The organism is Mangrovibacter phragmitis, assembly GCF_040429585.1.
Classification (GTDB): domain Bacteria; phylum Pseudomonadota; class Gammaproteobacteria; order Enterobacterales; family Enterobacteriaceae; genus Mangrovibacter; species Mangrovibacter phragmitis.
Window position 1 is genome coordinate 5596113 of the sequence record NZ_CP134782.1, and the last position, 23181, is coordinate 5619293.

27 protein-coding genes are annotated in these 23181 nt (G+C 50.3%); 10 read left to right on the forward strand and 17 right to left on the reverse strand.

All coding sequences use genetic code 11. The features are described from left to right. Positions 1 to 22 precede the first annotated feature (22 nt). Together MPHASIOC01_RS26855 and MPHASIOC01_RS26860 are read left to right on the forward strand one after the other, a co-directional pair. Positions 23 to 1735, forward strand: coding sequence for a terminase large subunit domain-containing protein (locus MPHASIOC01_RS26855; protein ID WP_353613637.1), 1713 nt, complete (start codon positions 23 to 25; stop codon positions 1733 to 1735). Next, the gene (locus tag MPHASIOC01_RS26860; RefSeq protein WP_353613638.1) at positions 1736 to 2785 is read left to right on the forward strand and encodes a phage portal protein; all 1050 of its coding nucleotides are present in this window, start codon (positions 1736 to 1738) and stop codon (positions 2783 to 2785) included. A gap of 378 nt (positions 2786 to 3163) precedes the next feature. Here the strand turns inward: MPHASIOC01_RS26860 and MPHASIOC01_RS26865 are convergent, their stop codons facing one another. The 10 genes from MPHASIOC01_RS26865 to MPHASIOC01_RS26910 all read right to left on the reverse strand — a co-directional run bounded on the left by MPHASIOC01_RS26865 (position 3164) and on the right by MPHASIOC01_RS26910 (position 9536). Then, the gene (locus MPHASIOC01_RS26865) at positions 3164 to 3847 is read right to left on the reverse strand and encodes a DNA methylase (protein WP_045900636.1); all 684 of its coding nucleotides are present in this window, start codon (positions 3845 to 3847) and stop codon (positions 3164 to 3166) included. A gap of 199 nt (positions 3848 to 4046) precedes the next feature. Further along, positions 4047 to 6449 (reverse strand): replication endonuclease, encoded by a 2403-nt coding sequence (locus tag MPHASIOC01_RS26870; protein ID WP_353613639.1) that lies wholly within the window; start codon positions 6447 to 6449, stop codon positions 4047 to 4049. Continuing rightward, positions 6449 to 6754: a DUF4406 domain-containing protein gene (locus MPHASIOC01_RS26875; protein ID WP_353613640.1), complete on the reverse strand. Its 306-nt coding sequence runs from the start codon at positions 6752 to 6754 to the stop codon at positions 6449 to 6451. Before MPHASIOC01_RS26875 ends, MPHASIOC01_RS26870 begins: the two co-directional genes overlap by 1 nt. Then, entirely contained in the window at positions 6754 to 7725 is a 972-nt protein-coding gene (locus MPHASIOC01_RS26880) for a Dam family site-specific DNA-(adenine-N6)-methyltransferase (RefSeq protein WP_353613641.1), read from the reverse strand. The genes MPHASIOC01_RS26875 and MPHASIOC01_RS26880 overlap by 1 nt, the downstream gene beginning before the upstream one ends. Continuing rightward, positions 7722 to 8303 carry a 3'-5' exonuclease gene (locus tag MPHASIOC01_RS26885; protein WP_353613642.1) on the reverse strand — a complete coding sequence of 194 codons (582 nt, stop codon included), beginning with the start codon at positions 8301 to 8303 and terminating at the stop codon, positions 7722 to 7724. The genes MPHASIOC01_RS26880 and MPHASIOC01_RS26885 overlap by 4 nt, the downstream gene beginning before the upstream one ends. A 4-nt stretch (positions 8304 to 8307) precedes the next feature. Beyond that, entirely contained in the window at positions 8308 to 8517 is a 210-nt protein-coding gene (locus MPHASIOC01_RS26890; protein WP_023309725.1) for a hypothetical protein, read from the reverse strand. An 86-nt stretch (positions 8518 to 8603) separates the two neighbouring features. Next, the gene (locus MPHASIOC01_RS26895) at positions 8604 to 8834 is read right to left on the reverse strand and encodes a phage filamentation protein Fil family protein (RefSeq protein WP_047749498.1); all 231 of its coding nucleotides are present in this window, start codon (positions 8832 to 8834) and stop codon (positions 8604 to 8606) included. Beyond that, entirely contained in the window at positions 8824 to 9030 is a 207-nt protein-coding gene (locus MPHASIOC01_RS26900; RefSeq protein WP_353613643.1) for a DUF4761 family protein, read from the reverse strand. The genes MPHASIOC01_RS26895 and MPHASIOC01_RS26900 overlap by 11 nt, the downstream gene beginning before the upstream one ends. 10 nt (positions 9031 to 9040) lie before the next feature. Beyond that, complete coding sequence (locus MPHASIOC01_RS26905) at positions 9041 to 9244, reverse strand: hypothetical protein (RefSeq protein ID WP_054628203.1); 204 nt, start codon at positions 9242 to 9244, stop codon at positions 9041 to 9043. Positions 9245 to 9254: 10 nt separating this feature from the next. Beyond that, the gene (locus MPHASIOC01_RS26910) at positions 9255 to 9536 is read right to left on the reverse strand and encodes a Cox family DNA-binding protein (protein WP_000136421.1); all 282 of its coding nucleotides are present in this window, start codon (positions 9534 to 9536) and stop codon (positions 9255 to 9257) included. Positions 9537 to 9647: 111 nt separating this feature from the next. Between MPHASIOC01_RS26910 and MPHASIOC01_RS26915 the strand changes: the two genes are divergently transcribed. Together MPHASIOC01_RS26915 and MPHASIOC01_RS26920 are read left to right on the forward strand one after the other, a co-directional pair. Then, positions 9648 to 9968, forward strand: a complete 321-nt coding sequence (locus MPHASIOC01_RS26915; RefSeq protein WP_016246740.1) for a DNA-binding transcriptional regulator — start codon at positions 9648 to 9650, stop codon at positions 9966 to 9968. A 69-nt stretch (positions 9969 to 10037) separates the two neighbouring features. After that, positions 10038 to 11018, forward strand: coding sequence for a tyrosine-type recombinase/integrase (locus MPHASIOC01_RS26920; protein ID WP_016246739.1), 981 nt, complete (start codon positions 10038 to 10040; stop codon positions 11016 to 11018). Between the two features lie 177 nt (positions 11019 to 11195). On the opposite strand, the gene cpxP is transcribed toward MPHASIOC01_RS26920, so the two are convergent. Beyond that, positions 11196 to 11699: a cell-envelope stress modulator CpxP gene (cpxP, locus tag MPHASIOC01_RS26925; protein ID WP_353613644.1), complete on the reverse strand. Its 504-nt coding sequence runs from the start codon at positions 11697 to 11699 to the stop codon at positions 11196 to 11198. A gap of 150 nt (positions 11700 to 11849) precedes the next feature. Here cpxP and cpxR point away from each other — a divergent pair, with 150 nt between their 5' ends. From cpxR to trmL, 3 genes are all read left to right on the forward strand, one after another. Next, positions 11850 to 12548: an envelope stress response regulator transcription factor CpxR gene (cpxR, locus tag MPHASIOC01_RS26930; protein WP_036115795.1), complete on the forward strand. Its 699-nt coding sequence runs from the start codon at positions 11850 to 11852 to the stop codon at positions 12546 to 12548. Next, entirely contained in the window at positions 12545 to 13921 is a 1377-nt protein-coding gene (gene cpxA, locus MPHASIOC01_RS26935; protein ID WP_064596153.1) for an envelope stress sensor histidine kinase CpxA, read from the forward strand. The genes cpxR and cpxA overlap by 4 nt, the downstream gene beginning before the upstream one ends. Positions 13922 to 13994: 73 nt before the next feature. Further along, positions 13995 to 14468, forward strand: a complete 474-nt coding sequence (gene trmL / locus MPHASIOC01_RS26940) for a tRNA (uridine(34)/cytosine(34)/5-carboxymethylaminomethyluridine(34)-2'-O)-methyltransferase TrmL (RefSeq protein WP_353613645.1) — start codon at positions 13995 to 13997, stop codon at positions 14466 to 14468. Here the strand turns inward: trmL and cysE are convergent. The 5 genes from cysE to MPHASIOC01_RS26965 all read right to left on the reverse strand — a co-directional run bounded on the left by cysE (position 14465) and on the right by MPHASIOC01_RS26965 (position 17599). Further along, the gene (gene cysE, locus MPHASIOC01_RS26945; RefSeq protein WP_353613646.1) at positions 14465 to 15286 is read right to left on the reverse strand and encodes a serine O-acetyltransferase; all 822 of its coding nucleotides are present in this window, start codon (positions 15284 to 15286) and stop codon (positions 14465 to 14467) included. The two genes, trmL and cysE, sit on opposite strands and share 4 nt — an antisense overlap. Positions 15287 to 15362: 76 nt before the next feature. Further along, complete coding sequence (gene gpsA, locus MPHASIOC01_RS26950) at positions 15363 to 16379, reverse strand: NAD(P)H-dependent glycerol-3-phosphate dehydrogenase (protein WP_156519017.1); 1017 nt, start codon at positions 16377 to 16379, stop codon at positions 15363 to 15365. Then, entirely contained in the window at positions 16376 to 16843 is a 468-nt protein-coding gene (gene secB / locus MPHASIOC01_RS26955; RefSeq protein WP_036115781.1) for a protein-export chaperone SecB, read from the reverse strand. Before secB ends, gpsA begins: the two co-directional genes overlap by 4 nt. A 52-nt stretch (positions 16844 to 16895) precedes the next feature. Further along, positions 16896 to 17147 (reverse strand): glutaredoxin 3, encoded by a 252-nt coding sequence (grxC, locus tag MPHASIOC01_RS26960; protein WP_064596160.1) that lies wholly within the window; start codon positions 17145 to 17147, stop codon positions 16896 to 16898. Positions 17148 to 17167: 20 nt separating this feature from the next. Then, positions 17168 to 17599 carry a rhodanese-like domain-containing protein gene (locus tag MPHASIOC01_RS26965; RefSeq protein ID WP_064596162.1) on the reverse strand — a complete coding sequence of 144 codons (432 nt, stop codon included), beginning with the start codon at positions 17597 to 17599 and terminating at the stop codon, positions 17168 to 17170. A 246-nt stretch (positions 17600 to 17845) separates the two neighbouring features. Here MPHASIOC01_RS26965 and gpmM point away from each other — a divergent pair, with 246 nt between their 5' ends. From gpmM to MPHASIOC01_RS26980, 3 genes are read left to right on the forward strand one after another with little or no spacing between them, the layout of a single operon-like run. Beyond that, complete coding sequence (gene gpmM, locus MPHASIOC01_RS26970) at positions 17846 to 19393, forward strand: 2,3-bisphosphoglycerate-independent phosphoglycerate mutase (RefSeq protein ID WP_353613647.1); 1548 nt, start codon at positions 17846 to 17848, stop codon at positions 19391 to 19393. Positions 19394 to 19402: 9 nt separating this feature from the next. Continuing rightward, a complete protein-coding gene (gene envC, locus MPHASIOC01_RS26975) occupies positions 19403 to 20689 on the forward strand; it encodes a murein hydrolase activator EnvC (protein WP_353613648.1) in 1287 nt (428 codons plus the stop codon). A 3-nt stretch (positions 20690 to 20692) separates the two neighbouring features. After that, positions 20693 to 21643 (forward strand): divergent polysaccharide deacetylase family protein, encoded by a 951-nt coding sequence (locus MPHASIOC01_RS26980; RefSeq protein ID WP_353613649.1) that lies wholly within the window; start codon positions 20693 to 20695, stop codon positions 21641 to 21643. A gap of 91 nt (positions 21644 to 21734) precedes the next feature. Here MPHASIOC01_RS26980 and MPHASIOC01_RS26985 read toward each other — a convergent pair whose 3' ends face one another. Next, positions 21735 to 22832 carry a glycosyltransferase family 9 protein gene (locus MPHASIOC01_RS26985; protein ID WP_353613650.1) on the reverse strand — a complete coding sequence of 366 codons (1098 nt, stop codon included), beginning with the start codon at positions 22830 to 22832 and terminating at the stop codon, positions 21735 to 21737. Positions 22833 to 23181: the final 349 nt, after the last annotated feature.

Genomic DNA, 23181 nt, shown 5'->3' on the forward strand with positions numbered 1-23181 from the left:
GCGAGCGCGATAGCCTGTTGCCATGAATACAGCCGAAGACCTCAGCACAAAAGCCAAAAGCCTCTACTGGCAGGCGTTTAGCATCACTCAGATTTCTAAGGAAATCGGGGTGAGCATTAACACGATCTACAGTTGGCGCCGCCGCTATGAATGGGATAAAGCCACCCCCATGCAGCGGGTGCAGGATCGCACGCATGTTCGTTACCTGCGCCTGATGGAAAAGGACGAAAAAACCCCGAAGGACTTCAAAGAAATTGACCTGCTGGCGCGCCAGCTTGACCGCTTTGAACGTCATGAGCGACGCGACCAGGAGAAAGAGAAGAAGGCGAAGACCCCGAAAAACCATTTCACCGAAGAACAGATAACCCAGCTTCGCGCCCTGGTCTTTGATTCGCTATACGAGCATCAAAAACGCTGGTTCAAACAGTGGAACCGGCGTAACCGCTTTATCCTCAAATCGCGCCAGATTGGTGCCACCTGGTACTTTGCCCGCGAAGCGCTGTTGCGTGCGCTGGAAACTGGAAATAACCAGATATTCCTGTCAGCCAGCCGCGCCCAGGCGTTCCAGTTCAAGCGGTTCATCCAGAAGCTGGCAAGGGAAATCGGCGTAGAACTTAAAGGCGGTGATGCCATTGAGTTAAGCAACGGTGCGATCCTGTATTTTCTCGGCACCTCCGCTGCGACGGCCCAGAGCTACACCGGCGATCTGTACCTTGATGAAGTCTTCTGGATCAGTAATTTCATCAAACTGCGCTCGGTGGCCGCAGGCATGGCGACACAAAAAGGACTACGCCGCACCTACTTTTCGACGCCTTCCAGTGAAGAACATGAAGCCTACCCCTTCTGGACTGGCGATCAGTTCAATGAAAGCCGCCGCCGATCCGATCGGGTGGATATCGACACCAGTTATAAGGCACTGAAAAACGGCAAGCTATGCGGGGATAACATCTGGCGCCAGATAGTCACGCTGGAAGACGCCATGAAGCTTGGTTTCGATCTGGTTGATATTGATGAAATCCGTAGCGAAAACTCCCTTGACGAATACGCCAACCTGTACGGATGTACCTTCGTTAAAGCAGGGGAACGCGCCTTCGACTACAACGCAATTTTGGGCTGCGGCGTTGATGGCTACATGCCGGACGCGTGGCCGGACTGGAACCCGTTTGCACCCCGTCCGCTGGGTAATCGCCCTGTCTGGGTTAGCTATGACCCCAATGGCAGCAGCGGCAAAGGCGACAGCGCCGGGTTGGTTGTGCTGGCCCCACCAGCCGTGCCTGGTGGTAAGTTCCGCGCGGTAGAGCGCCACCAGTTACGCGGCATGGAGTACGAAGAGCAGGCCAATTTTATTAAAGAGATCACCACCCGCTACAACGTGCAGCACATTGCTATCGACGGCACGGGGATCGGCGATGCGGTTTATCAACTGGTGATCAAGTTCTTCCCGCAGGCGGTTAAATACAACTATTCACCGGTTCTTAAGCGGTCGATGGTGCTCAAAATGTTGATGGTCATTCGCGCCGGGCGCTTTGAGTTCGACGCCGGAATGATGGATCTCGCACAGTCGTTTATGACCGTGCGTAAAGTCACCGCAGGCGGCGTTATTACCTACCAGTCCGATCGGGCCCGTGGCAGCAATCACGGCGATCTGGCATGGGCAACTATGCAGGGCATTTACAACGAACCGATCGGCGCGGAAGTGACCGGCGATAACGGCAGTTTTGTGGAGGAGTTTTAATTGAGCGGCAAAAAGAAATTCAGGGCGCCAACTGCTGCGCCAGCCAGCACGGCCAGCAACGCAACCACCCCGCTGGAAAGCGTGGAATCTTTCAGCTTTGGCGACCCGATCGCAGTCAACGATCGCGCGTCTCTTATGGAGTGCCTCGAATGCCATAACAATGGCCGCTGGTATGAACCACCGATCAGCCCCTACGGGCTGGCGCGCATGTTCGACGTTGCCGCCTATCACCAGTCACCGCTGATATTTAAACGCAATGTTATCGCCAGTTGCTACATACCACACCCACTATTGACCCGGCAGGAGTTCACCGCCTGGGTGCAGGATTATTTAATTTTCGGTAACTGTTACATGGAATGCCGCCGCAACCGACTCGGCCAGCCGATTGAACTGCGGCACAGCCAGGCAAAATATACGCGGCGCGGCATAGACCCGGCGCAATTCTGGTTTGTTCCGCGCTACGTTGACGATCACGCGTTCGAACCTGGCAGCGTCTGCCAGATCAAGAACCCCAGCCCGCACCAGGAGATCTACGGCGCGCCGGAATATCTGGCCGCGCTACAAAGCGCCATGCTGAACGGTGAAGCAACGGTGTTCCGCCGCAACTACTACATTAACGGCAGTCATGCGGGTGTGATCGTCTACCTCACTGACCCGGTGGCGAATAATAACGATGTGGAAAAGCTTAAGAAGTCGCTGAAAGATGCACGCGGCAACGGTGCTTTTAAAAACCTTTTTGTCTACGCGGCAGGCGGGAAAAAAGACGGTCTGCAAATTATGCCGTTCAGCCAGGTGGCGGCGAAGGATGAGTTTACCGGCATCAAAGACGCCACCCGCGACGATCTGTTAGCAGCGCACCGCGTGCCGCCCGTTCTGATTGGTGTAATGCCGAATAACTCCGGTGGCTTCGGCGACGTAGAGAAAGCGGCGAAGGTGTTTTCCATCAACGAACTGGCCCCGATACAAGAAAGCCTGAAAGAGTTAAACGACTGGCTGGGGATCGACGTGGTGCGCTTCAACCCTTACGCACTATTGCAGGCAGCGATCTGACGCCAGCCCGGACACACCCACCACCACCGTGGAACGGCCAGCACGGCCGCAACTGACCACACCGCACGTAAGCCCCTCAGCAGCCCGCTGGCAGGGGCTTTTCTTTTGCCTCAAACCACCACGGCGAACCGAAAACGACGCAGCAGCGAGGCGCAGCGGCGCGAAAATCTGCGCAGATAATACCGACCCTATCCCACCCCTCAGCGCGCGCTCATTCCCCCGCCTCGCCCGCACGCAGAAACCCCGCTTTTTTGTGCAAATGTGCAGACTACCGGAAGGCCCGCCCCGTCTGGTCTGCTCCTGAAAAATCACCAACATAAAATTTGTGCAGTTTTGCGCGGAATTTTGCACTGATTTTCGGCCCCCTCGCAAAGCCATTCACTGGCCTGCGTCAACCTCGTTAAGCGCCACCATGATCGCCAGCCTTTCAGCAGGAGGAAGGGCCGCATATTTCGCGCGCCAGCGTTCAACTTTGCGCTTAATACGGTGCCGATCGTTGTAGTCTTTCCCGGCAAACGTGTGGGTATACGCGCGCCCTTCCGGGTAATTCATCCAGATTTTTTCTGTTCGCACGCCGCCGCGCGTCATTGCCTGAAATTCTTTGCTGCGCCAGCCTGTTAAACTTTCGTCATAAAGCTGCGATGGATAGCCAGAAAGAATAACGGAAACGTTTTTCGGCAGGCTGACCAGGCAGGACAATAACCGCTCATGATCTGCAACAGAATATTCATAGCGATAGCGCGCGTTTCCGGTGCGGGTTTCATGCAGATACGGCGGATCGGCATAGATCAGGACACGGCCCGCACGATAAAAATCATAATTGTTCAGGTAGTCCACCGCGTCAGCCCGAACCAGATCGATGTAAAGGCGATTATGCTCATGTGCGAAATCTTCAAGTGTTTGCCCGTCAACATCGATCCCTATATTGCACATCGCCGGTGGCTTACGCAGCATCACCGCCCCACCTCCCAGATGGGTTTCAATGTAGGTATCATGCGGGGGCATTTCAGCAATAATCTTCTGATAAACCCCGCTCGCCGCTTTACTTCCCAGATAGCTCATTCTCTTTCGTCCTCAGCTGGCACCGTCCTTTCGAACAACCTGCAGCACTGTTAAAAATGACGGTTCTCGATGTATGGCCAACACTGCCGGAAATGGCTGTATTTGCCGGAATCCGGTACCACACCGTCAAAGCTGACCGTTCCGGCCATCGCGGTATTTCGGTACCACACTGTCAAAGCCGACCATGCCGATCGGCGCCCTACTTCCGCCCCGAAAACGCAGCCTTCATCCTGTTCACGAGGTCGCTTGTCTTTTTCTTCGCTGCCATCACCTGCGACGGCAGCTTATCCAGCCCGGACGCGGCGCGGTTGCGCGATACCAACCGCCCGTCCTGCACGGTCATAACAAGATCACCGCACGCCACTGACGCACCGGCCATCATCGATCTGACCATTCCGGCGCTGGCATCAATCCCACGCAGCGCCAGCAGTTCACTGATCTGCTGCTCTTTCACGGATAGCCCGGCCCCCTCTTCCCGTTCCGGTGGCCGTTTTTTACGCTTACTTCGCACATCGTCACTAAGCCGCTGCGCCAGTTCTCGCTTTTCCTGCCGTGAAAGCGCATCAAAATTCACCGTCACGCCCTCAGCTGGCACAGTCATTCCTGACTGTCCTGTAGCTTCGCTGGCGGCATGTTCAACACCGTCAGCACCTGCCGCGGGATCCCGCGTACAGTTATTGACAGAACTCCGAGGGGCGGCGTTGCCGCCTGAAAAACCAACGTCAACGGCCACACCGTCAGCGCTCTGGCGCTTCGGCACGATTTTGTATTGAGTGGTGCGGGTGAAGATCAAAGAGTCATTGCCCGTAATCGGGCAATAGATACCGGTGATTCGCTGGACGTCATCGCCGTAGGCGTTGCCGTTTTCAGTGGTTTCATAGTTCAGACGGATACGCAGATTATCGCGCTCAACCAACGGGCCACCCTGGGCTAATACGTAGTTATCCCACTCGCCTGCATCAGCGGCTTGCCGTGCGGTTTCCAGTTCAGGGTGTAAAACAAGTTCACGATTGCCCAGGCGGCGAAGTTCGCGATATACCGTGACCGGCGCACCGCCGATCTGCTGAAACTGGCGAATTGCCCAGCGCGACGCCCACGCGCTAACGCGCCTAGACATTTCCTTCAGGTCTTCCCCGGTTTCGTCGTCCTTTTCTCCATCCAGCGCGAAGCCGTCGATATTCTTCGAAATGTATTTCGCGATGTATCCCGTTGCAGACCCTTTAGCCGGATCAATCGGTTCAACGTGAAAACGCGCCCGGTTCATGGCCTCCGAGCCTTTTAACTCTGCTGAATCTTCACGCCGGGCGTGATAGCAAAAAATATCGCGGGCCTGATCGATATCGCACGGATGCATAAACAACAGTAAGTGCCAGTGCGGCGTTGCATCATGGTGCGGCTCAACGACACGAAAACCAAAGACGCGTATTCCGGCACGCTTCCACGCGGCGCGAGTTCTCGCCCAAACTTTGCAAAGATATTGCTGCGTCTCGCGCGGCGACGCGCCACAGTATTTATTATTGCGGCGCCCGTTATGCTGCATAGAGTGGTAACGGGAAGGCGCTGTCAGCGTATAGAAGTCACCGGCCAACCCTTCCAGCTTCGCCAGTTCTTCAAATCCGCGCATCCTCGTCATGAGTTCGCGGCGACGGTTGGCCGGATTGGCAACGCTGCCGGCGACTTTATCGATCAGTGAAATACGCTCGCCCGTGTCCTGGTCTTCCAGTTCCATAGCCTTAAGGTATTCACGATTAGCCTTTTTCTGGGCCAGCCATTCCGTAAGGCAAGGGGCGCTACTGTATGGGGAGGATTTTTTCTGGACGTATCCCGCTGCGATCATCAAATGCTCACGCCATCGGGCATGGATACGGCGCAGGCGGTTTAACCACCACTGCGGTGACTCAAGACGAAGAACCGCGCGTAACGCGTCCTCCGCTTCAAGTTCTTCATTGCAATACGCTATCCAACCGGGGATCGGCGTTTTCAGATGCACCGCCAGCGACGCAATACGCCCATAGCCAGAAAGCGCCGCGAACTCAGGATCGCCGGTGCGCGCCAACTGGTGATCGGACTCGCGTATAAACTCGCTCGTAAAGATATCGGCAAGCGTATAAGCCAGTCTTTTTAACTCTTTTTTCCCTGCCCAAAGCATACGGAAAAGCTGATCGCGGATTGGCAGCAGAATGCCGGGCATCACAGTGTCAGGCTGGTAAACACTGTTCACGCCATCAATACGCGTTAATACGTGGCGCTCAAAGGTGTTAAGCAGCCAGTGGTCTGCCGCTTTGCGGTCTTTCGCGTCCAGCGCATCAAGCTTCGCGGCAAAGTGGCGGCGAACATACTGCGGAAGTGAAGCCAGACGGCGACGCAGCAGCTTACTGCGTTCTGGCTTTTCGTCTTCCGCTACCAATTCACTGAACGCAATATGCTTACGCGTGCCATCCGGCGTGAGATAGTCGAAACCATCCAGCCCCGGCGCTACATCAACGCCAATCGGCTGGTATGGTTTGTTCCCGCCATAAGCGTAAGGGATAGCATTGTCAGTGCTACCCGGATACGGTGGAGGTGGAGAGGGCGCGCGACGGCCACGGGTTACGGCGGTCATTACGCCCCCGTGAACCGATCGATCGTCTGGTGCTGGATCTTCAACCCCAGCTTTTGAGCTAACGCGTATTCTGCTCTTGCCCCGGCAGACTGCTGCCAGCCATCCAGCAAGAAGATCTCGTCAGCACAACGCAACATGGCGAAGCAAATATCCATGTATTCCGCCTGCTCTAATCCATCCGGCAAAATCGCCGGATTAAGGGCAACGTTTCCGCGTCGCACTACGTGCCCGGCTGCACGGTTAAATGCCTGCCGATTGAATCCAGGCAAATCGCTCATCGGGCCAGCGATATAGATTTTTGCCATTAAAAAGCCTCCAGATCGTCAAACGTGCCCGCCGCAACCATCGCGTTGTAAGTCGCATCACCCATCACGGCGCCACAATCAGGGCAACCGCCGCCGTAACGCCCGCAGCAGTCGCAGACAGGCAGCACGCCGATCACTTCTTTGGCCTTCTGGCGGTTGTCTTTGTCGGTGCTGACGGAACGTTGCACGCTGATTTCGTGCATCTTGAAGGGCTGATAAATCGCGCGGGTGGCTTCGGTGTCACTGTTGGAAATGACGACCTTCACGCCATGCTTACGGTTAACTTCCAGCAGTGCCTGGACTAACTGGCGGTGGTTGTCTTCCGTGAATGGTTCGGTGTGGTATTGGGTAAAATCGGCTGTTTTGCTTTCAGGCAGGTAAGGCGGATCGCAGTAAACGAGAACATCGCCACCCGTGACGACCTGTAGAGAACGCTGGAACGGCGCGCAAAGAAATATTGCCTTTGTATCGTTGGCCTTTTCGGCAAAGAGGCGGATTTCATTTTCAGGAAAGTAGACGCTCTTATACTTGCCAAACGGCACGTTAAAGCCGGTCTTCCGGCTGTATCTGCATAAGCCGTTATAACCGTGGCGATTCAGATACAGGAATTGAGCAGCGCGCATAATGCACGCCATTTCAGCGCCATAACGCAACCCACCGCTTTTTACTGTACCCACCTGCTTATTGAACGCGGCGCGGACTTCGTTGTATCCCTGCGGGCTGTTCTTACTGTTGAACAGTTCGCGGGCCGCATCGATCACTAAGTCCGGGTAACGGGTGACTTCCCGATACAGGTTAATAAGATCCGGGTTGATATCAGCCAGCACATAGCGGCGGTATTCAGTCGCCAGAAATACCGATGCACCGCCTACGAATGGTTCGATCAGGCAGTCGGCTTTAGGAAGATGCGGCAGCAGGTCAGAGAGGACACGGGTTTTACCCCCTGCCCATTTGATGAACGGGCGGATCATAATGCAGCCTCCGCCGATTTATCATTCCCAGCGGCTGCAATAGCTTTCAGATTGTCAGAAAGCTGCGCAATCTGGTTCCAGACGTCAGCGGCAGCATTGTGCTTATTCTCATCAACTAAACGGCGGGAGGCGTACCCGCAAACCATTAAAGATATTTCTTCAACCGTGCGAACATCCCGAACGTTCCAGAAATTCCATACTGGCCGGATACCAATAGACTGCATCGCGTGGCTGATGATCGGCATATCGTAGTCAGTGCCACGCGCCCAAACCTTTACCGAATCAGCATCGCAATACGCAAGAACAAACAAGTTCAGGTCAGCGAGAGCAACGCCCAACTGCACAGCCTGATCGCTTAATACAGCGGCCTGAACATCGCGGGACTTCTTAAACCACCATTTCACAGTATCTGCGCCGATGGTTCCGCCTGCTGCCTCGCTGCTTTCAATGTTGACGGTGCGATACATTGACGCATCAACACGGCCAGTCATGGGATCAAATACAGCCGCAGCAAGAGAGACGATCGCCGCAGTTGGCTTTTTATCCAAAGCTTCAATATCAATCATTACATGTTTCATCGCGTTAAACTCCGTATGGGGAAGCGGGAATAGAAGGGCGCTGCAATTCTTCAATGCAGTGCTGACGCAGGTTGCTGATAAAATTAGTGGTTACTGATCCAGTGGCAGAAAGGGTTAACTCACCATCACGGCGGGTTTTAATGGTTAAGCCTTCATTTTCGATAGCAGGTAAAAGAACATGCAAAATGAAGCTATATTGATCACGTCTGGTCATAATCTCTTCCTCAAAAAAAGAATGAGTTGAACCGCCGCCACTTAATAAAGAGGCGGAGAAAACAGAGTTGATTTTTTAAAACCGAATTACTTAATTAGCTTTTTAAATAATTCAGCCAGTGTAAGCAGGAAGCTTTTATTTATTCTTTGGGTATAAATAAACGGTTTATTTTTACCTTTGATAAATTGAACCTTCGCCGGTTCGGGCTTAAAAAATCTTCCGTCCGGCGTTTCCAGCCAGCCGCGTGAGTTCTTGAAGTGTGTGACCTGGCACCCGTGCTTAAGTAGGCTTGCCAGTGATGGGCCTTCATCGTGCATTACTGCCCCCTTGCTTATACATCTGATCAACCGTGCGCATGGCTTCCGCTAAAGCAAAGTCACGCCCGTAATAATCGCCATTACTGGAAATACGATAAGAGTGCTTAAACGTAAATGGATTACGCTGGCACTTTTGAATCGTGAAGCCACGATATAAATATGAGTGACGACTTAACTGTATTAATTGTACAGCCACAAAAGCCCCCTCACATTCCCAATTTAAGCAATTCACCATCAACATGGCGCGCCACGTCTTTGGTTATTTTCTTAATCAGCTTTTTATCCCTGATCATAAACTCGCCGCTATTGGTGCGAATCATGAAGCCCGTTTGCATATTTTTTAAATGGGTGTCCAGAATATTGTTACATTCACGCACCCGGTTTTCGTGGTTGGCTGTTTTCTGGCTCATCGCGATAACCTCAAAGACCGATCCACAGCAACCAAGCGTCGCGCTGCTCTCTCGGACGGTTGTAGTAGGCGTCACGCATTGCGCGGTTGAACTCAGGAATATAGATCCAGTTCTCAGCACGGGCACCCAGGCTTTCCGGGTTCTTCCACGGGATGATCGGCAACTTACCGTCTTCAATCATGCTCTTAACCGTGGCGGGCTTCTTACCGATTAACTCGGCGAATTTTGGGTATGGAACTGCGTCAACGGCGTGACGCACTTCAATGAACCCCTCTAAATCTTTCTCAGTCATGTGTCATAATCCCCATTGGCGCTAGGCGCTTATTTCGGCTTGTAACTGCTTATATTGGCGGTTGCCATTTCATCTTAATGGTATCAATTGAGACCCAACAAGGAGAATGATATGGTATCAAATGAGACCCAGTCAAGCGGGATTGGGGAAAAAATTCGAGCTATAAGGGATGCAGAAGGGTTATCCAGAACTCAATTCTTTGAATTGACAGGTATTCCGGCAGGCACTCAAAAGCATTACGAGATGGGGAGAAGAGAAGGCGTTGGTAGTGAAATCTTGTTAAAGATCACACAACATCCCCGCTTTGCAAAATACACGCTCTGGCTCATGACAGATAAGACCGCCCCTCAAGCTGGTCAAATCGCACCGGCCCTCGCACACATTGGGCCAGAGTCAACTGGATCAGACCGCTCCGAGAAACAAACTGGTTAACCGTTTATAAACATTACATTTTCACTATCTGTTATCAGGATGGAGAAATAAACGCCAGAGGGCTTTCTTATGTCGATTAAGAAGCTCGAAGGTGGTCAATATGAAGTGGACGTATGGCCGCGCGGACGTAACGGAAAACGTATCCGCAGGCGATTTGAGAAGAAACAAGAGGCAGTTCTTTTTGAGCGTTATGTACTAGCCAACGCCGACAAAAAAGAATGGCTGGGCGCGAGCGTTGACCGCCGCACCTTAAGCGAGTTGTTAGATACCTGGTGGCTGCTGTATGGACAGACTCAGGAAAATGGCGAGATTGAAAAACGGCACCTGAATAAAACGATCAGGGCGTTGGGTGATCCAGCCGTTAACCGACTGAACAAGCGAATGATTGCACAGCACCGAAGCCAAAGGCTGGAAGACGGTATCAGTGCAGCAACGATCAATCGGGATATTTACCGTTTGTCCGGGATGTTCAGCACGTTGATAAAGCTGGAAGAGTTCAGGAAGGATAACCCCTGTAAGGGTCTGGAACCACTGAAAGAAGCGCCCCCAGCTATGACCTATCTCGCCAAATCAGAGATCAGCAAATTACTGGACACTCTGACCGGCGACGATCGACGCGTAGCACTGCTATGCCTCAGCACTGGCGCACGCTGGGGTGAAGGCAGCACGCTGCGCGGTGAACAGGTTAATCACGGGCGCGTGACGTTCCTTAAGACCAAAAATGGGAAAAAGCGCACGGTTCCCATATCGGAAGAACTGGAGAAAGAGATCAAGACCAGCGACACCGGGCCACTGTTCAAAGTTGACTATGAAAACTTCTGCGAACGGCTCAGACAGGTTAAGCCCGATTTACCACGCGGGCAGGCCACGCATGTGCTTCGGCATACATTTGCAAGCTGGTTCATGATGAACGGGGGGAACATTATTGCGTTACAGCAAATTCTGGGGCACGCCAGCATACAACAGACGATGGTTTATGCTCACCTTGCACCTGATTACCTGCAACACGCAGTAACGTTAAACCCTCTCGGCGGCGGGTTGGCGGTGTGACAATGTTGTCTACATCTTGTCTACACCCGTAACGCTATATCCTTCTTGTAACTGCTTATGGCTGTTGCAAGAAAGGTTGATTTATAAGGGATTTTTTCTAAGCACCTGATAAAAAAAACCCCCACATCATGTGGGGGAAGACAGGGATGGTGTCTATGGCAAGGAAAACAGGGTTCATCACTGGTTACTACGATTACTGCTATAAAACTCTTCAGAAGACACATTCTGTAACTCTGCAATTTCTCGCAAAGCGTTCATTCGTTTGCTGTGCTTCTTCTGCAAAAGCGCTTTCTGTTCAGACGTTAACAGGTTGTACATTTGGTGCTGTACTCTGGCCATTTCGACCTGGCGATCCACCTGTTCTTGTGCCATTTTTTCTGCCTGAGCACGAACAGCACTTTCATCAAACCGATTTTCTGTGACCAGTTTATGCATGGTCTCAATTTCATTCAGGTTTACAGGCGGTAAACTGTATCTCGCCCTTTGCATTAAATCTCGCATCTGCTGTCGCTGTTGTTCGGTTAAACTAATACCATCGAACATGTGACTTTCAATATTGAAACGTGATGCGTTATTCGTTTGCTGGTGCCAGTTATCTGCAAAAAATGTTTCATCGGCGTGGCTGTTGCAGCTGATAAAAACAAGCGCTGATGCCAAAGAAACTGCGATAACTTTGCACATTACATGCTCCTGAATCCTTATGCTCCGTGAGTCGACGTTATGCAGTCTACGATTAACGCTGCAAACATGCGTCAGGGGGTGTAAAACAACGTAAAGTCATGGATTAGCCGTGCTGGATGACGTAATTTCTGCCTCGGAGGTATTTAAATAATGAATAAGATACTGTTAGTTGACGATGACCGAGAGCTTACATCCCTGTTAAAGGAATTGCTCGACATGGAAGGTTTTAATGTATTGGTAGCTCATGATGGGGATCAGGCTCTCAGCCTCCTCGATGACAGCATCGATCTTTTGTTGCTTGATATCATGATGCCCAAGAAAAATGGCATTGATACGCTGAAAGAACTTCGGCAAACATACCAAACTCCAGTCATCATGCTGACAGCGCGCGGTAGCGAGCTGGATCGTGTTCTGGGGCTGGAACTGGGAGCTGATGATTACCTGCCTAAACCCTTTAATGACCGGGAACTGGTTGCCCGTATTCGCGCAATTTTACGCCGCTCGCACTGGAGTGAGCAGCAACAAAGCAACGACAACGGCACACCAACACTGGAAGTTGATTCTCTGAGCCTGAACCCAGGGCGCCAGGAAGCCAGCTTCGATGGGCAAACACTGGAACTGACCGGTACAGAATTTACATTACTGTATTTGTTGGCCCAACACCTTGGACAGGTTGTCTCCCGCGAACATTTAAGCCAGGAAGTGTTAGGTAAGCGGTTGACGCCTTTTGACCGGGCAATTGATATGCATATATCCAACTTGCGCCGTAAATTGCCCGAACGTAAAGATGGGCATCCGTGGTTCAAAACATTACGTGGGCGTGGGTATCTGATGGTGTCCGCTTCATGATAGGCAGCCTTACCGCCCGTATATTTGCTATCTTCTGGCTTACGCTCGCTTTGGTGCTGATGCTGGTGTTGATGTTACCCAAACTCGACTCCCGGCAAATGACCGAGCTGCTCCAAAGTGAGCAACGCCAGGGCATGATGATAGAACAACATGTTGAAGCGGAACTGGCTAATGACCCACCGAACGATTTAATGTGGTGGCGGCGTCTGTTTCGGGCAATAGATAAATGGGCGCCACCAGGTCAACGCTTATTGCTGGTCACCAGTGAAGGGCGGGTTATTGGTGCCCAACGCAATGAAATGCAAATTATCCGTAACTTTATCGGTCAGTCGGATAACGCAGCACACCCACAAAAGAAAAAATATGGTCGGGTTGAGCTGGTCGGCCCCTTTGCTGTTCGTGATGGCGAAGACATGTATCAGCTTTACTTAATTCGCCCGGCAAGCAGCTCTCAGTCGGATTTTATTAATTTATTGTTCGACAGACCATTGCTGTTGCTCATTGTCACAATGTTAGTCAGTTCTCCACTTTTGCTATGGCTGGCATGGAGCCTGGCACGTCCGGCGCGCCGGCTTAAACTGGCCGCAGATGAAGTGGCTCATGGGGATCTTCGCCAACACCCTGAGCTCGAATCAGGCCCACAGGAGTTTCTGGCAGCCGGTTCAAGTTTCAACAAAATGGTCACTGCTCTCGAAAGGGTCATGACCTCACAGCAGAGGCTGCTGTCTGATATTTCCCATGAACTGCGTACACCATTGACCCGCCTTCAACTGGGTACCGCGTTGTTGCGGCGACGTGCTGGCGAAAGTAAAGAGCTGGAACGTATTGAAATGGAAGCACAGCGCCTGGACAGCATGATTAATGACCTGCTGGTCATGTCGCGTAATCAGCAAAAAAATGCGCTGGTTAGTGAAACGATGAAGGCCAACCAAATCTGGAGCGAAGTGCTGGACAATGCGGCATTTGAAGCGGAGCAGATGGGCAAATCACTGGAAGTCACCTATCCACCCGGCCCATGGTTGCTTTATGGCAACCCTAATGCGCTGGAAAGTGCGCTGGAAAATATTGTTCGCAATGCGCTGCGTTATTCGCATACCCATATTGCAGTAAATTTCTCGGTTGATAACCAGGGGATTACTGTTACGGTGGATGACGATGGCCCAGGCGTCAGCCCGGAAGATCGGGAACATATTTTCAGGCCATTTTATCGCACAGATGAAGCCCGGGACCGGGAATCTGGTGGTACAGGGTTGGGGCTGGCCATTGTCGATAGCGCCATTCAGCAGCACAGAGGCTGGGTCAAAGCCGATGACAGCCCATTAGGCGGATTACGCTTAGTATTGTGGTTACCGCTTTATCATCGTACAAACTGAGGCCTTCACGGCCTCTCGTTTTACTGCACGGTTAAATTTGCTATTCTTGCGCCCCTGACCAGGGGGTTGTTGTATGTTGAATATCGTTTTGTTTGAGCCCGAGATCCCACCGAATACCGGGAATATTATTCGCCTGTGTGCCAATACAGGTTTCCGTCTGCATATCATTGAACCCATGGGTTTTACATGGGATGACAAGCGACTGCGCAGAGCCGGGCTGGATTACCATGAGTTTACGGCGGTTATACGTCATCACGACTACCCGGCTTTCCTTGAAAAAGAACAACCGGGCCGGCTATTCGCACTCACCACAAAAGGTACCCCAGCGCACAGCGCAGTGGCATATCAGCAAGGTGATTATTTGATGTTTGGCCCGGAAACACGCGGCCTGCCAGCATCAATTCTCGATACATTTCCTGCTGAACAGAAAATTCGTATCCCTATGGTAGCTGACAGCCGGAGTATGAACCTGTCTAATTCTGTTGCTGTCGTGGTATATGAGGCCTGGCGCCAACTGGGCTACGATGGCGCAGCACCACGCCGTTAAATACCATCGCCATCTTCGAAGCCGTGATTCAGGGCATTAAAGAGCTGGTCCATATCCATTGATGGCTTCTCGCTGTCGGGTTTACCGACTACACGAGCCGGCACTCCTGCTGCTGTGGTATGTGCAGCCACGGGCTGTAACACAACGGAACCAGCTCCAATTTTGGCTCCCCGGCCCACTTCAATGTTGCCGAGAATTTTTGCTCCCGCACCAATCATGACGCCTTCGCGAATTTTCGGATGGCGATCACCACTGGTTTTACCTGTCCCGCCCAACGTCACCGACTGGAGAATAGACACATCATCCTCCACCACAGCCGTTTCACCGATCACGATACCTGTCGCGTGATCCAGCATGATCCCTCGGCCTATGCGGGCAGCGGGATGGATATCAACCTGAAAAGTTACTGAGACCTGGTTTTGCAGAAAAATCGCCAGAGCTTGCCGCCCCTGCCCCCACAACCAGTGACCAATACGATAAGCCTGCAACGCATGGAACCCTTTCAGATATAACAATGGCGTTGAATACTTATCTACTGCCGGGTCGCGCGTGCGCACAGCCTGAATATCGCAGGCCGCAGAAGCTATCATTTCAGGATCAGCAGAATAGGCTTCTTCCACTACTTCACGGATGGCAATCGCTGGCATAATAGCTGAAGCAAGCTTATTCGCCAGCATATAACTGAGCGCACTACCCAAATTTTCGTGTTTAAGTAATGTCGCATGATAGAAACTCGCCAGCATCGGCTCACAATCGGCCAATGCCCGGGCTTCGGCTTTAATGTTCTTCCAAACCAGGTCAAGTTCTTCACACGACATTGTTTTCTCCAGACAGAAATAAGAAACCGGCGACATATGCATATGCCACCGGTTTTAATCATAAACACGCGTTCCGTCAGTGACTGCTTTCATCCTTGCGCGCACGACCAAGTAGTGTCAGCGCGGCGTCCCGGGCATCTTTATTACAGTATAATACCTGATAAATTTGCTCAGTTATTGGCATTTCTACACCATAACGTTGCGCCAGAGCCCGCACCTCTTTGGTATTTCGATACCCTTCGACAACCTGACCAATTTGATCCTGAGCAGACTGCACATCCGCGCCCTGCCCCAGCATCATACCGAAGCGCCGGTTACGAGACTGGTTGTCGGTACAAGTCAGGACTAAATCACCTAACCCGGCCATTCCCATGAAAGTTGTTGGGTCTGCACCCAGAGCAGACCCCAAACGCGACATCTCTGCCAGCCCACGGGTAATCAACGCAGTTCTGGCATTAGCGCCGAAACCAATCCCATCAGACATCCCGGCACCAATAGCAATCACGTTCTTCACCGCGCCACCCAACTGCACGCCGATAAAATCCGGGTTGCTATACACGCGGAAGCTTTTCCCGCAATGCAGCAGATGCTGCAGGTCAGCCGCAAACTTGTCATCTGTGGCCGCCAGCGCAATGGCCGTTGGCAAGCCAGCCGCCAGTTCTTTAGCAAATGTTGGGCCTGACAATACCGCCAGAGGGATAGTGTCACCCAGCTCATCTCTTGCAACATCCTGCAGCAAACGCCCGGTCTCTGCTTCAAGACCTTTTGTGGCCCAAACAACCCGGGCATCGGGGCGCAGCAGTGGCTTAAGCTGACGCAGAACATCACCAAAAACATGACTTGGCACTACAACCAGAACATTACGGCTGGCAGCCAGTGCCTTTGCCAGAGAGCTTTCCGGATGGAGAGTATCAGGGAATGCAACGTCAGGAAGGAATGCGGCATTGCATCGCTCTGCCGCAAGTGTGGCGATATGGGCGGGATCATGCCCCCATAAAACCACATGGTGGCCATTACGTGCGACGGTAATGGCCAGTGCTGTGCCATAAGAGCCGGCACCAATCACGGTCATGGAGGCATTCATTGTCATCAGGCGTCCTGATGTTCTTCCGTACCTTCACCTGACTGCTGCTGCAGGTAATTCATAAACAGCGCGTCAAAGTTTACCGGAGCCAGGTTCAACTGAGGGAATGTACCACGAGAAACCAGGCTGGTAATGCATTCGCGAGCATACGGGAACAGAATGTTAGGGCAATAAGCCCCCAGGCAATGCGCCAGTTGTGTACCTTCAATACCACCGACAGTAAAAATACCGCCCTGCTGAACTTCACACAGGAAAGCGGTTTCTTCTTCTACTGTAGCCGTCACAGTAACACGCAAAACCACTTCGTACACATCATCAGCTAACTGGCTGGAGGCAGTATCCAGATCGAGTTTTACTTCTGGTTGCCAGTCTTTCTGGAAAATGTGCGGTGCATGAGGCGCTTCGAAAGAAATATCCTTGGTGTAAACGCGCTGAATCTGAAAAGACATTTCAGTATTATTTTGTTCTGACATGTGTCAACCCTTAACGTTTTGTCCTTAATATCATTAATGGACAGCTAAAAAATTAGTTTAACAGGGGATCAAGTCCACCACGAGCGTCCAGCGCATACAAGTCATCACAGCCGCCAATGTGCTGTTCATCAATAAAAATCTGCGGAACTGTACGGCGCCCACTACGCTCCATCATCTGGGTACGTAACCCATCATCTCTGTCAATAATGATTTCGTTGAAAGAGACGCCTTTACTTTTCAGCAGCGCTTTAGCACGTGAGCAGTAAGGACAGGTTGTTGTGGTATAGATCTCAATATTAGCCATCACAACTCCTCATTTACCGGTTATTTACCGCGCACCAGAGGCAAATTCTCACCACTCCAGCCCGCAACACCTTCTTTCAACACGGTCACTTGTTCGAAACCCGCTTTACTCAGTGCGCCAGCCAGTTCCTGCGAAGACATACCGTTGGCATCAACTACAATGATGGGTTTGTTTTTATGTTTTTCAAGCTCGCCCACATTGCCAGCTTTGATTTCGTTAGGCAGCACATTGATTGCATTGGCAATATGCCCTTTACGGAAATCATCACGCTGGCGCACGTCCACGACCACCGCATCTTCTTTGTTAATCAACCGTGTTGCTTCACCACGTGAAATCACTTTCACTTTAGAGGCAAGGCCTTTGAAAGTAGTAACCAGCACAGCCAGTAATAAGCCAACCCAGGCGATACTCAGCACCGGATGACGGCTAACAAATTGCATAATCTCTTGCATGGGGGGTTGTAACTCCCGAATCAGTGAAAAAACCAGGAAAGGAGTATACCTGCGCGTTGTTCTAAATACAGCCAAAGAGCATCAGGTTATGCATTTTCTGCTGCAAGTGGTGAAAAAAAACATCAACCCTCCGGAGATATGTGAGCTGGCTCCACGCTTTCTTTGATCTTCCGGGGCTATTTACTGAGGCCAACTGTAGTAAAATTACGCAAAAGAATTGTGTCTTTTACGTAAGAGGTTGTTGCAATGTCGGTTTCTAAAAAACCTATGGTTCTGGTTATTCTTGATGGTTATGGCTACCGCGAAGATAAACAGGATAATGCCATTCTGAATGCTAAAACCCCGGTAATGGATAGTTTGTGGGCACAACGTCCACACACTTTGATTGACGCCTCCGGTCTTGAAGTTGGCCTGCCTGACCGCCAAATGGGTAACTCCGAAGTCGGTCACGTTAATCTGGGCGCTGGTCGTATCGTTTACCAGGATTTAACGCGTCTTGATGTTGAAATCAAAGAACGTACTTTCTTTGCAAATCCAGTATTAACTGCCGCTGTTGATAAAGCTGTTGCGGCAAATAAAGCCGTCCACATTATGGGCCTGATGTCTCCTGGCGGTGTGCACAGCCATGAAGACCACATCATGGCCATGGTGGAATTGGCAGCTGAACGTGGCGCAACAGCCATTTATCTGCATGCATTCCTTGATGGCCGCGACACCCCGCCACGTAGCGCTGAAGCGACACTGAAACGTTTTGAAGATAAGTTCGCGACTTTGGGCAAAGGCCGCATTGCGTCTCTGATTGGGCGTTATTACGCCATGGACCGCGATAATCGCTGGGATCGCGTTGAACTGGCTTATAACCTGATGACACAAGCTCAGGGCGAATTTCAGGCAGACAGCGCAGTTGCCGGCTTACAGGCGGCTTATGCTCGTGATGAAAATGATGAGTTTGTTAAACCGACAGTTATTCGTGCAGCAGGCGAAGCCGATGCAGCAATGCAGGATGGCGATACCTTAGTTTTCATGAATTTCCGTGCAGATCGTGCTCGTCAAATTACCCGCGCATTCGTCAATTCTGACTTTGATGGTTTCTCCCGTAAAAAAGTGGTGAACTTCAGCGAATTCGTCATGCTGACAGAATATGCAGCGGACATTAAAACCGCCTGTGCATACCCACCAGCCTCACTGGCTAATACCTTTGGCGAGTGGATGGCGAAAAACAATAAAACTCAGTTACGTATTTCTGAAACCGAAAAATATGCTCATGTCACTTTCTTCTTTAACGGTGGTGTAGAAGAACCGTTCCCAGGGGAAGATCGCGTACTGGTGAATTCTCCGAAAGTTGCGACTTACGACCTGCAACCTGAAATGAGTTCAGCAGAACTTACCAGCAAGCTGGTCGCTGCAATTACCAGCGGGAAATACGACACCATAATCTGTAACTACCCTAATGGCGATATGGTAGGGCACACAGGCGTCTTTGAAGCCGCTGTGACTGCAGTCGAAACGCTGGACAAGTGTGTTGAGCAAGTAGTTAAGGCCGTAGAATCTGTTGATGGTCAATTACTTATCACCGCAGACCATGGTAATGCCGAACAAATGCGTGACCCGTCTACAGGCCAGGCACATACTGCCCATACCAACCTGCCTGTACCACTGATTTATGTTGGCAATAACGCTACAAAAGCCGTGAATGGCGGAAAATTGTCTGATATCGCTCCCACCATGCTAAGCCTGATGGGTATGGAAATCCCACAAGAGATGACTGGCAAGCCGCTGTTCATCGTGGAATAATCGCTCCCCATGAGGGGAAAAGCGATTTTTTCAATAACCTGTGTCTCATTGAAGCCTCACCGCTCAGCTTTGAAACACATCTTTTACGCCAGCGTGATAAGCGCTGGCGTATTGTTGCGTCCGTTATCTGCACTGGCAGATGACAAGCAACAGCTCCAGTCTATCCAGCAAGATATTGCCGCGAAAGAGCGTGCTGTGCGCCAGCAAATGCAACAGCGTACAGAGCTACTGGCTCAGCTAAAAAAACAAGAGCAGGCCATTGCGGTTGCCAGTAAAAAACTGCATGAGACGCAATCGACACTCGCCGCACTGGATAAGCAAATCACAGAAATGAGCGCCTCAATCGCCCGTCTCGAAAAACAAAAAGCAATGCAGGAACGTAACCTGGCGGCACAGCTGGATGCGGCTTTTCGCCAGGGGAAACATTCAGGTCTGGAAATGTTACTCGATGGAGAACAGGGTCAGCGGAATGAACGCCTGCAAGCTTATTTTGGCTATCTGAATCAGGCACGACAGGAAACTATTGAGCAATTAAAACAAACCCGCGCCGAAGTCGCTGTACAACGTAGCCAATTAGAAGATAAGCAAACTGAACAACAAACTCTGCTCTATGAGCAGAAAGCACAACAAGAAAAGCTGGAAGCCGCACGAGATGAACGGCAAAAAACCCTGCGGAGCCTGGAAGGATCTATCCAGGCAGGCCAGCAACAACTTAACGAAATGCGCCAGAACGAAGCTCGCCTGCGTAACAGCATCGCCCGGGCGGCAGCCGCCGCAAAAGCCCGGGCAGATAAAGAAGCCCGGGAAGCGCAGAAAATTCGCGATCGTGAACAAAGTGCAGCCAAAAAAGGTACCACATACAAACCGACACCCAGCGAACGGGAATTAATGGCAAGAACCGGTGGTTTAGGGACTCCGCGTGGCCAGGCATACTGGCCGGTGCGTGGGCCAATACTTCATCGGTATGGCGAACAACTGCAAGGTGAGTTACGGTGGAAGGGCATTGTCATTGGTGCCAGTGAAGGTACCGAGGTCAAAGCTATCGCGGATGGAAGGGTCATCCTTGCTGACTGGCTTCAGGGTTATGGCCTTGTTGTCGTTGTCGACCACGGGAAAGGTGATATGAGCCTGTACGGATACAACCAAAGTGCGCTGGTCAGTGTTGGCGCACAAGTCCGGGCAGGGCAACCAATCGCACTGGTGGGCAGCAGTGGAGGCCAGGGTCGCCCTTCTCTCTATTTCGAAATTCGCCGCCAGGGTCAGGCGGTCAATCCACAACCGTGGTTGGGAAGATAAGTTTTGCTTCAGTTTCGTCAACTCGCGCTTGCCGCATCTACACTGCTACTTTGCAGTACCTCCGTTATGGCTGGTCGCCTCGCTATCGTTATTGATGACTTTGGCTACCGCCCACATACAGAAAACCAGGTTATTGCATTACCCGCCCCCATATCTGTCGCGGTATTACCCAATGCACCCCATGCCAGGGAAATGGCCACTAAAGCTCACGATGCCGGGCATGAAGTGCTGATACATTTGCCCATGGCGCCTATCAGCAAACAGCCTTTAGAGGTTGATACGCTGCGACCGGAAATGAGCAGTGCAGAAATTGACCGTATTGTACGCGATGCCGTCAACAAGGTGCCTTATGCCGTTGGGCTTAATAACCATATGGGCAGCGCAATGACCTCAAGCCTGTTTGGCATGCAAAAAGTGATGCAGGCGCTGAACAGCTATAATCTCTATTTTTTGGATAGCATGACCATTGGCAACAGCCAGTCAATGCGCGCGGCGATCGGCACACATGTCAGGGTCATTAAGCGCAATGTGTTTCTTGATGATACGCAGAATGAAGCAGATATTCGTTACCAGTTTAACCGCGCAATAAAGCTGGCACGCCATAATGGCTATGCCATAGCGATTGGTCACCCACACCCAACCACCGTCAAAGTACTGCAGCAAATGGTCTATAACTTGCCACCGGATATTACGTTAGTCAGGCCGAGTAGCCTGCTTAATGAGCCGCAGGTGGACCATTCCACACCACCAGGCCCGGGAAAACAGCTACCACGTAATCCTTTCCGTGGATCCCAGTTGTGTAAAGCGAAAAAACCATTAGCACCAGTCACCCCTGTACGGTTTTTTGAAGTACTACAAGACAGTATCAGCCAAAGTACTTTGTTTAATTATTTCCGTCACCAGTGGCAGGGGTGGATTCCTGTTCAAAAGAACAATAATATTGCGAAAAAATAAGAATGATAATGTCGGCCATTATTTATCCTAATTGCCGACATTCACCTATTGTACAATTCATAAATGATATAAACCCTCAATTATTTGGAGGTCAATCACCGTCACATGCTAATGCATTGATTGTTTCACTGCATACCAAATCAAGATCAAGCTTATGAACTTTCTTATCAAAAATAAGTTGCTTTGCGTTCCTGCTCAAGGGAGAGAATATTGTATTCCCCTCATATTCCTTATTATGATCCAGCAGCATAGAAAAATACACAGCAATAAGTTTCTTATCAAAAGCACAGGCTATATGTACAATAGCAGTATCAACTGAAACAACTAGATCAGCTTTTTTAATGAGTGCAATTGCATCCCATAAAGAATTAAATATGCATATTGATACATTATCTTTCTTGATGTGTTTATTAAGTGGTTCAATTTTTCTCCCCTCACCAATAATAAAAACATGCACTCCACGTTGGCTGGCTACCTTCTCTACCAGAACACTTAATTCTTCAAGGTTAAAACTACGCTCATCAACGCTCGCAAATGGGTTTATCACTACTAAATTTTTATCTTTAAAATCATCAAGATAAGAGGATAAAAATAATTCATTTTCTAATGGCACAGATAAACGATACGACAATTCTTCTACACCAGCCCCCATAAAATCAAGGATTTCACGCTGAGCACTGGTGATATGAAATTTTTGCCTGACAGGAATTATGAGGTTATACGGTTTGCGGATCCACCCACCAACAGAAATTGCATATTTATATTTGATGTTTTTTAAAATAGCAATATTAAAAACCTCTTTTCTCTTCATCCATGAATACAGGCTCACAATCAGGTCGGTTTCGATTCTGCCCATATCATTTATTTTATTTAAATCGACTACATAAACCTCATCAATATATTCAATTCTTTCAAAAAGAGGGCGATTTCTTTCTTCCACAATAACTTGAACAATATACCCGGCAGATTTTAACTGATGCCATAGCCCTGTGTGACAGACTGCATCTCCAATTCCCAGGTCGACAAACGGAAACAATACACGATTTACAGAGTGGAAATTTATACTCTGCATGTATTTATCGTCTATTAAGCGAGCCATTGTATAAAGTTTAACTTTTCGCTTAAACTCTTTTGTTTTATAATTTCTTTCCCTGTTAAGCTTTTTTAAAAAACCAATTAATTTCATCATAGTAAATTTCAATTATATCGCTTTTACGCTAGTATAGCGTCAAAAAGCTGAAAAGATAGCTTATATAGATAACAATGAAATATCTCTATGCTATATCTCTTCGCCATCAAATCAATAACCTGCATTTTCAGCCATCACTTTTGTAAAAAATCTGTTTGCTCCAGGAAGAAACAAAAATTTACCGGGCGGTAATTTATCATTTTCGAATATCTCTAATCCATCAAAAATGCTTGTTTATGCACCAAAACTACAGAGTAAACCAATGGCGAACAAAGAAAAGGGTGAGAGGGATAGCAATGCAGGGAAGTAAATAATCCACAGATTCACAAAGAAGCAGCAGGTACTCTCG